At 32.2% G+C, this 11,923-nt stretch carries 12 protein-coding genes and 1 pseudogene; 11 read left to right on the top strand and 2 right to left on the bottom strand.

What is annotated here, in order from left to right; all coding sequences use genetic code 11:
• The 8 genes and pseudogenes from A2255_09495 to A2255_09460 all read left to right on the top strand — a co-directional run bounded on the left by A2255_09495 (nucleotide 1) and on the right by A2255_09460 (nucleotide 6,996).
• Nucleotides 1-1,227, top strand: a pseudogene (locus A2255_09495) (hypothetical protein).
• A gap of 153 nt (nucleotides 1,228-1,380) precedes the next feature.
• Nucleotides 1,381-2,244: a diaminopimelate epimerase gene (locus A2255_09490; GenBank protein ID OGI22011.1), complete on the top strand. Its 864-nt coding sequence runs from the start codon at nucleotides 1,381-1,383 to the stop codon at nucleotides 2,242-2,244.
• 60 nt (nucleotides 2,245-2,304) lie between these two features.
• Nucleotides 2,305-2,607 (top strand): 30S ribosomal protein S6, encoded by a 303-nt coding sequence (locus tag A2255_09485; protein OGI22010.1) that lies wholly within the window; start codon nucleotides 2,305-2,307, stop codon nucleotides 2,605-2,607.
• A 92-nt stretch (nucleotides 2,608-2,699) separates the two neighbouring features.
• Nucleotides 2,700-3,101, top strand: a complete 402-nt coding sequence (locus A2255_09480; protein ID OGI22009.1) for a hypothetical protein — start codon at nucleotides 2,700-2,702, stop codon at nucleotides 3,099-3,101.
• Nucleotides 3,102-3,127: 26 nt separating this feature from the next.
• Nucleotides 3,128-3,355, top strand: a complete 228-nt coding sequence (locus tag A2255_09475) for a 30S ribosomal protein S18 (GenBank protein OGI22012.1) — start codon at nucleotides 3,128-3,130, stop codon at nucleotides 3,353-3,355.
• A gap of 152 nt (nucleotides 3,356-3,507) precedes the next feature.
• Nucleotides 3,508-4,596 (top strand): hypothetical protein, encoded by a 1,089-nt coding sequence (locus tag A2255_09470; protein ID OGI22008.1) that lies wholly within the window; start codon nucleotides 3,508-3,510, stop codon nucleotides 4,594-4,596.
• Nucleotides 4,596-5,027 (top strand): hypothetical protein, encoded by a 432-nt coding sequence (locus A2255_09465; GenBank protein OGI22007.1) that lies wholly within the window; start codon nucleotides 4,596-4,598, stop codon nucleotides 5,025-5,027. The genes A2255_09470 and A2255_09465 overlap by 1 nt, the downstream gene beginning before the upstream one ends.
• Before the next feature lie 307 nt (nucleotides 5,028-5,334).
• Complete coding sequence (locus tag A2255_09460) at nucleotides 5,335-6,996, top strand: hypothetical protein (protein ID OGI22006.1); 1,662 nt, start codon at nucleotides 5,335-5,337, stop codon at nucleotides 6,994-6,996.
• Between the two features lie 25 nt (nucleotides 6,997-7,021).
• Here the strand turns inward: A2255_09460 and A2255_09455 are convergent, their stop codons facing one another.
• The gene (locus A2255_09455) at nucleotides 7,022-7,354 is read right to left on the bottom strand and encodes a hypothetical protein (protein ID OGI22005.1); all 333 of its coding nucleotides are present in this window, start codon (nucleotides 7,352-7,354) and stop codon (nucleotides 7,022-7,024) included.
• 449 nt (nucleotides 7,355-7,803) lie between these two features.
• Between A2255_09455 and A2255_09450 the strand changes: the two genes are divergently transcribed.
• Entirely contained in the window at nucleotides 7,804-8,304 is a 501-nt protein-coding gene (locus A2255_09450; protein ID OGI22004.1) for a YajQ family cyclic di-GMP-binding protein, read from the top strand.
• Nucleotides 8,305-8,442: 138 nt separating this feature from the next.
• Nucleotides 8,443-9,759 carry a ribosomal protein S12 methylthiotransferase RimO gene (locus A2255_09445; protein OGI22003.1) on the top strand — a complete coding sequence of 439 codons (1,317 nt, stop codon included), beginning with the start codon at nucleotides 8,443-8,445 and terminating at the stop codon, nucleotides 9,757-9,759.
• Nucleotides 9,760-9,772: 13 nt separating this feature from the next.
• Here A2255_09445 and A2255_09440 read toward each other — a convergent pair whose 3' ends face one another.
• Complete coding sequence (locus A2255_09440; GenBank protein ID OGI22002.1) at nucleotides 9,773-10,339, bottom strand: hypothetical protein; 567 nt, start codon at nucleotides 10,337-10,339, stop codon at nucleotides 9,773-9,775.
• Nucleotides 10,340-10,546: 207 nt separating this feature from the next.
• Between A2255_09440 and A2255_09435 the strand changes: the two genes are divergently transcribed.
• Nucleotides 10,547-11,638 carry a hypothetical protein gene (locus tag A2255_09435; protein ID OGI22001.1) on the top strand — a complete coding sequence of 364 codons (1,092 nt, stop codon included), beginning with the start codon at nucleotides 10,547-10,549 and terminating at the stop codon, nucleotides 11,636-11,638.
• Nucleotides 11,639-11,923 lie beyond the last annotated feature (285 nt).

Genomic DNA, 11,923 nt, shown 5'->3' with positions numbered 1-11,923 from the left:
AAGGAGCTGGATAAAGATTTAGTTAGGTACATTCAGAAGGCTAGACGTGGGAAGCACAAACTTGATCCTGAAATTGTCAAAAATTATATAGAAAAAGGGGCTAATGTTAATTCTAAATATATGTTTGGTGACTCTCTTCTCATGATGGCTGAAAATAATGAAAAAGTAGTAAAGCTTTTACTAGAAAATGGTGCTGATCCCAATGCTAAAAATGATAAGGGTGTTGCTCCTTTGCACAAGGCTTCTATAAGAGTAGCAAAAGAGCTTATTAAATATGGTGCTAATTTGAATATTCAAGATAAAGATGGTAAAACTCCTCTTCATTATCACTATTATAATGAAGAAATGACTGAATTATTAATAAAGCAGGGTGCTGATGTTAACGCCAGGGATAATGATGGTAGAGCACCTCTTCATAATGAATATCTTAGTAAAGATGTTGCAGATTTATTAATAAAAAATGGTGCTGATGTTAATGCCAAAAGTAATGATGGATTTACTCCTCTTTATTTTGCAGCTGTATTTTCTGGGGAAAAGGAAATAGTAGAATTATTACTGAAGAATGGTGCTGATGTTAACGCCAGAAAGAATGATGGTAGAACACCTCTTCATAGGACTGAGAATTTAGAAGTAGCAGACTTATTAATAAGAAATGGTGCTGATGTTAACGCCAGAGATAATAATGGCAAAACTCCTCTTTATACGGTTCAAACTTTAGAAATGTTAAACCTTTTAATTAATCATGGTGCTGATGTTAATGCTAAAGATGAGGATGGTGTAACTCCTTTATCTAGGGTTTTTATTGATGACTCTTTAATTCCACAAAAAATTAAAGAATTAGTAAAATTTCTACTCGAAAAAGGAGCAGATCCTAATATTCAAGATGAAAATGGTGATACTCTTTTGCATAAATCCTTGAAAGGTCGATGTCGGGATATAGAAATAACAGAAGCTTTAATAAAGCATGGTGCTGATATTAATGCCAAAGATAAAGATGGTAAAACACCTATTCATAGGGTTCAAACTTGGGAACAAGCAAGGACTTTAGTTAATCACGGTGCTGATCTTCACATCAAGGATAATAATGGTAAAAAGCCTTATCAGGTATTAAAAGCAGAGGATACCGAAATATCAGAGTTTCTGGAAGAGAAAACAATAGGCAGGGCCCTCTATGCTTTTAAGTTTTTTGGTTTTAGGTTTCTAGTCCCCAGTTTTTTAAGGTTTTAGGTTTTTAATCCTCAATTAAATAGTCGATAATTGATTTTTTCTATATTAACCAATTTAAGTTAGCGAAGAAAAATATTCAACTTGTTTGAATATTTTTCCTGCTTAAGTTATCTTATTGGAGGAAACAGTACTTGATTAGCAAGGGTATAACTTATGAATACATCTATAAAATTTTCTAAAATGCACGGCTTAGGAAATGATTTTATTCTTATAGACGGGGATGAATTTCAAAAACACAATCTTAAATATGAAGAACTTGCTAAAAAAATATGTGATAGAAATTTTGGTATTGGTGCAGATGGCTTAATTATCGTTAATCCTGTAGAAATAAAAGCTGACACTGATACTAGTTGGAGAATTTTTAACTCTGATGGTTCTGAACCTCAGATGTGTGGAAATGGTATTCGTTGCTTTGCAAAATATGTTTATGAAAAAGGTATAGTTAATAAGAAAAAATTTACAATTAGTACTTTAGCCGGAATAATCACTCCTGAAATTCTTGATAATGGAGAAATAAGAGTAGATATGGGCAGCCCCATTTTTGAAGCTTCAAAAGTTCCAACATCTATAAAAGAGTTAGACTGTGTTATTGATTATCCTGTTGAAGTAAAAGGTAAAGAATTTAATATAAATGCTGTTAGTATGGGGAATCCGCACTGTATTATTTTCACAGAGGAAGATACAGCTAAATTTGCAAAAGAATATGGTCCTGAGATTGAAATTCATGAATTATTTCCCGAAAAAACAAATGTAGAATTTGTTAAAATATTATCAAGAGACAATATTAAAATTGATGTCTGGGAAAGAGGTTGTGGTATAACTCTAGCCTGTGGAACCGGGGCTTGCGCATCTGTCGTGGCAGCAATTGTAAACAATCTTGTAGATAATACCGTTGTTGCTAATTTACCTGGTGGAAGCCTTAAAATAGAATGGAATCAGGGTAAAGAAGGGAACAGGGTATTCATGTCAGGCAAAAGTGAATTTGTTTTTCATGGAGAATACTTGTTAACAAATTAATTTTGTTCATGTTAATATATAACCTTAAAAGTTACGAATTATTTGGAGGTATAAAATCCCTTGAGAAAGTACGAATTAATATGTATTATTAAAACAAACCTTGATATGGAAGGTATAGAGCAAGTTACCCAGAATATTAGCGATAATATCGTAAATATGGGTGGTCAGATATTAAATGTTGACAAGATCGGTCGTAAAAAATTAGGTTATGAAATTGACAAATTAAGAGACGGTTTTTTTGTGGTATTTAATATTGAATTACCTGAAAATAAAGTGGCTGATTTGAAAAGATACCTTAAACTGAACGAAGATGTAATTAGAGAACTAACAACGGTTCAGGAAAAAGTAAAGGTTGCTAGCTAAATTATCCCTGTGTCATCCCCTAAGATGCTCTTACGCTTTAGGAAACAATATTGAAGTATATTGAGCTATAAGAGACAAATTGGAGTAAATAAATGAGTATAAGTAAAATTGTAATAATGGGAACAGTTGTTAGAAATCCTGAAAAGAGATTTACTAGCAATAATTTGCCAATAACATACTTTACAATTAATACAGGGAAGAATGATGAGCCTTCTCTTATAAGAGTAATGGCAGTTGGAAAACTTGCCGATACAGCAGCTGATTCAGCCAAAAAAGACAAGGTTGTTATTGTAGAAGGCAGGTTGCAAAATAGCGTTATAAAGACAAATACAGGCGAAGAAAAGAAAATCATCGAGATAAATGCTAAAGCTATTGAAGTTGTTAATGAAGCAGCTTTAGCTGGATCAGAATACCAGAATGTTGAAGATCTCGGTTTTAATGAAGAAGAACTTAGTGCTGATGAATTAATTGGTGAAGACGAAATACCATTTTAGAAAGGGAATTACAAACAATGGCAAGAATGACAGCAAATGATAGAAAAAAGCATAAACCCTGTAATTTCTGTGCGGATAAAATGGAAGTAATTGATTACAAAGATACTCTCAGATTAAAAAGATACTTAACTGAGAGAGGTAAGATCCTTCCAAGAAGAATCACAGGAACTTGTGCACGTCATCAAAGATTATTATCAACTTCAGTTAAGAGAGCAAGAGAAGCTGCTTTAATTGGCTATATTTTTGAAGGTTAATTTCTCTACCTCTTTTAACTCTATATATTTAATTATTAAGTCCTCACACCTTTTTGCTTAATTGTAGTATATTATTAGGTAAGCTGTGTGAGGTTAAGCTTTTTAATTTTAACTAAATTCGAGTTTATTGAAATACGAGATTATCTTGGAAAATGGAAAAATCAGTAGGACAACCAAATCTTGAACTTAATAAGGTTATTGAGGATTCGAGGAGAAAAATTCGGGAAAATTCTCATGATATAGATGCTTATATTGTACTTGGGACTACATTAGCTATTTCCGGCAGGCTTGAAGATGCTTTAAAAACGTATAAAGAGCTTCTTAATCTTGATCCTGGAAATATACAGGCTTTGATAAATATTGGTAGTACACAGTTTTTAGTTGGTAATGCAGATGAAGCAATTGATAGTTATAGAAAAGCTATAAAGCTAAATCCTAAAAATGCTTCTGCATATATGAATCTTGCAAATATTTATGCAGAAACAGGTAAATATGATGAAGCTATTGAATGTTATGAAAAATCTATAGCAATTGATCCTGATAATGTGGATGCCTATTCCGGTTTGGGGCTTACGTTTCAGGATTTGAGAAAATATGATGAAGCTCTTAAAAATTATTATTTTGCTCTCAAATTAGATCCTGAAAATTATGAACATTATGTAAATCTAGCCAGTATATATATGCAAAAAACTCAATTTAAAGAAGCTATTGATTTTTATAAAAAAGCAGTAGAATTTAATAATAATGATTATAAATCTCTTATTTGTATTGGAAATGCCTTATCCGAGTTGAAAAAATATGAGGAATCTTTTGATAATTATCAAAAGGCCTTATCTATCAAGCCTAATTATGCTAAAGCTCATTTATGCTATGGCATTTCGTTATCAGAGTCGGGTAATATTGATGAAGCAATTAGAGAATATAGAAAAGCAATAGAATTAGATCCTAAAGATTCCAAAATATATGTAATTTTAGCCAATATTATGGTAGAAAAAGGCTTGTATCAGGAAGCTATTGATAATTATAAAAAGGCTATAGGATTTGATGGCAAAAATGTGCTAGCATATGTTGCACTTGGAAATACGTTAGTATTAATGGATAATCTTGAAGAGGCAATTAATTATTATAGAGAAGCTAGTCGTCTCGATCCTGATAATGATGAAATATATATGATTTACGCAGATGCGGTTGATGAATATGCTTCTGGTTCAAATAATATAACCGATAATAAGGAGGAATAATGAGGGGAAATTATAGAAGACCTGGTAGAAATAGTTCCACTCTTGAGATGTCTGATAGATTAATAAGTTCTATTAGTTATTTGACGATGGGAATGTTAGGATTTATCTGGATAATTTTTGCGAAGGTGACAGGCAGGTCGATAAAGCCTTTTGTTAGGTTTCATATATTTCAGGCAATATTTATTTCGATAATAGTTTATTTATTCAATATTTTGATGGGGATTTTCCTGAATATTATTATGTATGTTCCTGTAGTTAAGAATATTATTGGCTTTTTAGTATTTTATTTGGCTCAGGATCCATTAATATTTGGATTCTCAATATTACACTTTGGTTTTATGGTATTCATTGCTTATTGTGCTTGGTTTGCTTTTCTCGGCAGATATGCGGAAGTGCCATGGATATCAAAAAATGTCAGGCAGTTAATATAGAATTTTAGAGCAGCTGATTTTTATAGATTTACTTAGCAATATTCCTATTTTAATATGATTCAAGTGGTTTAATAATTGGAATTAGAGTTTTCAATAATATAAAGGGATGATTTTTATCATCTCTTTAGTTTTGGACTTTTAGATTATTAGGAATAATGGGTATTTTGTCTTGTTAGCTCAAATTTATTCTCTAAAAATTCAACCAAAATGATGATAAATTGGGAAAATACTAAAGTTTTTAAAAGGGGAACCGATATACATAACATGGAGAGATACTCTCAGTCTGTTATGTATAAGGAAACCATATATGATAGAGGGAAGGTTTAAGGATTTAAATATATCCTTATCCGGGAATGATGTTAGCCTAGTTTTAAAATTAGCACGGCAGTCTCATGAAAATTATTTGATAAGATCTTTAGAAAAAGATCTTGAGAGTGCTGTTTTATATTATCTTGAAGCTATAAAGTTAGATCCCTCAATCCCGGAAGCATATTGTAAACTTGCAAGTTTATTGTGGGAAAAGGGTCAAATTGATGTTGATTCTGCATTAGATGAATGTAGAAAGGCAATGAAAATTGATCCTAATTCTTCTGTTGCAAGACTTTATGCGGGAAATTTCCTTAAAGCAGCAGGAAGGTTTGAAGAAGCAGAAAAAGAATTTTTAGAAGCTATTAAAATAAACAAGTTTTTCTCTGCAAAGCCAAGAATTGCTCTTGGAGTAAATATTATTCAGAAGATGCAGACATCTGCGTCCAATATAAATGAGTTAGCCAGAGGTCTGTATTATTTTTGTTCCGGAATTGTAATGATCTTATGGGATTACAATTCTCTTAGGATGCTTTGCAGAAGTATTATTGAAGATATTAAGCTTCTATCGATTAAATTTAACGTCAATTTGTTTAAAAAGCTAAAAAAATATGATCAAGCAATAAGAATATATGAAGATGCGGCAGAAAGAACAGGAAAAATAACTATGTTTTATTCTGAAATAGGTGATTTATCTCTAGAAATAGGTGATTATTCAAAAGCGGTTCAGTATTATAAGAAAACTTTAGAATCTTCTCCGGATAATGTTGTAATCTGGGCTAAATTGACTAATCTTTTACAGACTCAATATAAAGATAATGTTGATGAATTAAAGAGCTGTTATAATCGCCTTGTTGAGTTAGAGCCTAATAATGCAAGAATTTACTATGAATTGGGTCATTTATATTTAAAGCTTGAAGATAGATTTAGTGCAATTAATGCTTTTAGAAGATCCGTTGAAATAGAACCCTCAAATGCTTTTTATCATAATAGTTTGGCTTATGGCCTTGTACAGCTTGAGGATTATAATGGGGCAATAAGTGAGTATCAAAAAGCGATTAAGTTAAACCCTGATAATGAGTGGACATCTATTGTAACACAGGCATTAGGCGCAATTTATCATCAGGTTAAGTGTAATATTGATGCTGCTGTTGTTGCATATCAGACAGCTGTTGTTTTAGATCCGTATAATGTTGATGCATTTATTGCTCTTGGTGAGTTATATCATGAAACAAACGATTTAAACAATGCTATCGATTGTTATTGTGAAGTGATTAAGCTTGATCCTTCTATTCCAAAAGTCTACTGTAATTTTGGTTTAGCTCTTTGGGAAAAAGACTATATTGAAGAAGCAATTGTGGCTTTTCAAAAGGCTGTTACACTTGATCCTAAATATAGTGTGGCTTTAAATAATCTTGGAGTCGTTTGTTTAGATGGTGCAGGAAAGCCTGATGAAGCTCTGATTAATTTTACCAGGGCTATTAAGTGTAATCCTAATTACGCTGCAGCTTATTACAATAAAGGTAGAGCTTATCAGGTTTTAGATAATAAGATGAGTGCTGCAAAATATTATCAAATGGCTATTGATATAAATAAATTCACAAATGAGCTTAATGAACCAGAAGTCGAAGAACGGCTTTACGAATTATTCGCTGTTAAGTAACATCATTATGAATGCAGTAGCAATTTTAAACTTCTGGAGCAGGATTTATATTACTTGTTTTACTAATATTATTAGTGTCTAGATTATTACCAACTTTACTTCTATTTGTTAATTCGTTTATTTTATTAGGGTTAATATTATATTTATTATTGGCTTTACTTAACTGTATAAGGCTGCTTTTTAAGGAATATTGGGCTTTTAATTGTTGCGTGGAAAATAACAGGTTTGTCTTTTTGTATTTATTGGATTCTGATAATTTGCCGTCTTGATTATCATTAATTGGCATTTGAATTTCTTTTATATGATTAATATTGGCTCCAAAGGGATTATAGTTGCTTGTATTAGAATTTGAAATCATTTTTGCCCCTTTATCGGATAAGACTCAAGCTCTCATATATATCATATATATATGAAGTATTTCAGTAGAATTAAATTGCTAGATTTAAAAAAAAGTTTACTTTTTTATATAATTCATAACTTAAGTTATTACCTGTAAGTTTAATGCTTTGAGATTGCCACGGTGCCAGAGGCACAAACCCATCATCAATGATTCTTGTATATTAAAAAAGATTGTTGACAATGTGATAGTGGCTCAGCCACCTCGCAATGACAGTGCGTATTATTGGAAGGGTTGATGACTTGAGAAAAGTGACTGTGTCACCTCGCAATGATATTCAAGATTATTTAAGTAGCAACTTGAGTAATTCATAGTTTATTTAAGATTTTCTTAAAAGTTTTATTTGCCTTAAGTAATGATTTTTGTTAATCATGTATAATAGAGAGTGGTATATATGAGGAAAATTAACTATGGCAAAAGATGTAAGCTTCGATGTAGTTTCTGAATTTGATCATCAGGAATTAGTTAATGCGATAGATCAAGCAAAAAGAGACATAAACTCCCGTTTCGATCTTAAAGACAGCGGCAGTAAACTTGAATTAGAAGGTACGAAAAGTATCGTTATTACGACTACTGATGAATTTAGATTAAAAAATATATTAGACATATTGGAAGCCAAAATGAGCAAAAGAGGTTTGAGCTTAAAAATTCTTGATCCCCAAAAGCTTGAAAGTTCTCTTGGGGGCAATGTAAAACAAGAATTTCTGCTTAAAAAAGGCTTAACTCAGGATTTGGCTAAAAAGATAGTAGCTGACATTAAAGCTACAAAGGTTAAAGTGCAGGCTGCTATTCAGGGAGATCAGGTTAGAGTTTCAGGGAAAGATAAAGATGATCTTCAGGAAATTATCAAGATGCTGAGAGAAAAGCAGGATGATTATAACACTGCTCTTCAGTTTACAAATTATAGGTAGTAATAATCTGTTAAAGTAGTTTTGAGAGGAGTTAATTTCTTCCGTCGGTGCTAATGCACCCTCAAATTGACATGGTGCATAGGCTCCTCCAGAAACAAACTCCTCTCAATTAAGTTAACAAAGAAGTAAGGATATAACTTGAGAATTAAGCCGACTATTGGACTGGTCAATCTTGGATGTCCAAAGAATCTTGTTGATGCAGAAGTAATGCTGGGTATACTTTCTGATAACGGGTATAATATTAACCTTGATGAAGAAGCAGCTGATATTATGCTTGTTAATACCTGTTCTTTTATTAAGGATGCAGAAAAAGAGTCTGTTAAGGCTATTGTGCGTCTTGCGGAGTCTGGTAAGAAACTTATTATCACAGGTTGTCTTGCTCAAAAATACAAAAAAGAGCTTATGGAAGCAGTTCCTGAAGCTTTAGCCGTAATTGGAACGGGTGATATTGATAAAATTGCTCAAATTGTTAATGCTTTTGCAAATAGATCAAGTCAGGCTGTTTATCAGGTTACTGATGACCCTATTTATTTACAAACAGAAAATATAAATAGGTTTCAGATTACAGTTGGTTCAAGTTCTTACATAAAAATTGCGGAAGGATGCGATTATTCCTGTGCTTACTGTATTATCCCTGCCTTGAGGGGAAAATACAGGAGTAGATCTACAGAATCTATAGTTCAGGAAGCCAAAAAACTTGGACAAGATGGGGTTAGTGAGATTATTCTTATAGCTCAGGATACAACAAGTTACGGGAAGGATTTGTATGGTAAGCCTTCATTAGCTGCATTACTTGAAAAACTAAATGAAGTTGAAGAAATTTCCTGGATTAGAGTGATGTATACCTTTCCTTCATTATTGAATGACAATCTAATAAAAACTATTGCTAAACTTGATAAAGTTGTTAAGTATGTCGATATTCCACTTCAGCATAGTCATCCTGATATCTTAAAGTTGATGAATCGTCCGGTTATGGATAATTCTGCTGTCATAGATAAATTAAGGGCCAGTATTCCTGATGTTGCCATTAGAACAGCTTTTATAGTAGGCTTCCCGGGGGAACAGGAAGAGCATTATCAGCATTTATATGAATTTATAAAGAAACATGGATTTGATAAACTTGGGGTTTTTGAGTATTCCAGAGAGAAGAATACTTCATCATACAGTATGAAAAATCAGGTTCCTGCAAAAATTAAAAAACCAAGAAGAAAAGAGTTGATGCAGTTGCAGCAGGGGATTTCAAAGCAAATAAATGAGTCATTTATAGGTAAATCTATTCCAGTTATAGTTGAATCTATAACATCTTCAGGTCAAATAATAGGCCGTAGCTACCGTGATGCGCCTGAAATAGACGGCCTGGTTTATATAGAGACTGAACAACCACTTGTACCCGGTGATATTTGGCCTGTTAAAATAAAAGCTGCAAGTGAATATGATTTATTTGGTATTGTGTAAGATTATTTGATAACTACCAAACAATGGGTACTTTGACCTTAGAACCCCTATTGTTTGCATATATAAAACCATTATCTCTGCCAAATTCATATAATTCTTTCGTTAATCTGACATCGGCATGACAATATTCTTTGATTAAGTCAATTTTATCTTCTTTAAACCATCTTAAAGACTGCAAACCATCAGCTGTTTTGGATACTTCCAGTGTTGCAGTTACCAGATTATCAAGCTTAGGACGAAAGCCTAAAGCAACTTGAGCAATGCGCATCATATCTATCGTTTTTATCGTATTAAAATCTCTGCTTGTATAACCTTTTAAAACGCAGTAATCAAAACTTATTACATTGTAGCCAATAACAGTATCAGCGCTAAAAAGTTCTTCAATTAACTCAGAAACGTTGTCTTCTGTGTAATATTTATATTTACCGGTTGAACAATCACAAGAAACAGCAACAGCCACTTTCATCTCAGGTATATTTCTTATTTCATCAAAGCCTTTCTGGGTCTCTATGTCAAACACAATTATCCTGGATGTCTTATTTTCTAGTATATTCCCTAATTGTAATTGTATTTCTTGCATTTTATTTACCTTTATCATTCTGATAAAGTCGAGTATAGCATATAAGGACAGCGTAAAAAATACTTATGGATTTTTTATTGCGTCCTTAAAATAAGATTTTATGCTTAATTTATAAATTTTGCTTTATATTCTGAAAAAATAGCAACTATCAGTATGTCTGGTTTTTCTAGTAAAAAGAGAGCTTATTATGAAAATTGGAGAGATCAAATGCTTAAGTCTATTCATTCAAATATAAATTCCAGTAAATGTAATACTTTTACCAGTAAAACTCAGCTTGACAAATTCAGAGCCAATACTTTTGTTGATCAGGTTAGTTTTAAAAGCTTAGGGGATAAGTCTAGTAAAGCTGAACATTTGTTTGTTTTTGATCTTGATGGTACGTTTGCCGATGGAAATATGCAGGAAATACAAGAGGCATTGGAACTTAAAAATAAAAAGAATGGGAAATTGGTTTATGCAACAGGAAGAACCCTGGAGCTATACGGGAAACTTGAGGATAAGTTATTAGAAAAAGGCATAAAGTTACCCAGACCCGATTATCTTATAACTAATCATGGGCAATTTATCTATAAAAAGGATGATAATGGCAGTTTTATTTTAGATAATGACTGGAAAATCAGGCAAGAAAATACAGGATTCAACCACGATGATGTTAAAGAAACTATAAGACAGCTAGGACAAACAGATAAGTACCGTTTGCCTGAAAGAGAAGTAGCTAAAATTCCTGATCTGGAAAGCAATAAAAAGCTAGATCCTGAATTTTACAATTCTAAAATAGCTTATTATGAATATGGAGCATCGAAATATTTTCTGGAATTTATGACAATGCCTGATGTAATAGATGAATTTGAGAAAGATTGTTTATCTAAACTGCAAGAAAAGGGTATTAATTCTAGAATAACTCGTGAATATTTTCCAGAAGACAGTATTAATCGTTCTAATAAAGATGATATAAAAGCAAGAGCTCAATATCGTGCTAATGATGAAAAGGCTGTGCATGTATTATTTATAAGTGCAGCCGATAAAAGTGATGCGGTTGAGTACTTGAGAGAAAAGCTTAATGTAAAAAAAGATAACACAATAGTAGCCGGTAATGGTGGTAATGATGCTTGCTTAACTAACAAAGGTTTTTGGTTTATTAGCGTTGGAAATGCAGAAAAATTATTAAAAGATTTTATTAATAAATTGGATAAAAACCTTAAAGAAAGAATTGTTATAGCAACAAAAAAAGGCACTGCCGGTATTCTTGAGGGTTTGAATAAGGTTTTTTCGAAAAAAGATGATCAGGTCATAAACTAGTCTATAGCTCGACAAATAATATGCTATAATTTTCCAAACCTTCATCCTGAGTGACATAGTCACTTTTTCAAGTTATCAATACTTCCAATAATACGTATTGTCATCCTGAGTGAAGCGAAGGATCTTGCCAATTATGAATAATAGCTTTTAATTGTAAAACGGATAGATTGCCACGGGCTAAAGCCCTCGCAATGACAACAAAAATTTATTTGATGGTTCTTTCTAAAATTTTTGTCGGATAGGTTCTATGTTGAATGTCAAGAAGCCAGTGCAAAATTTTCTTGA

The organism is Candidatus Melainabacteria bacterium RIFOXYA2_FULL_32_9, from assembly GCA_001784615.1.
GTDB lineage: Bacteria > Cyanobacteriota > Vampirovibrionia > Gastranaerophilales > UBA9579 > UBA9579.
The sequence above is the reverse complement of the archived record's forward strand: the minus strand, read 5'-3'. Positions and strand labels throughout refer to the sequence as shown.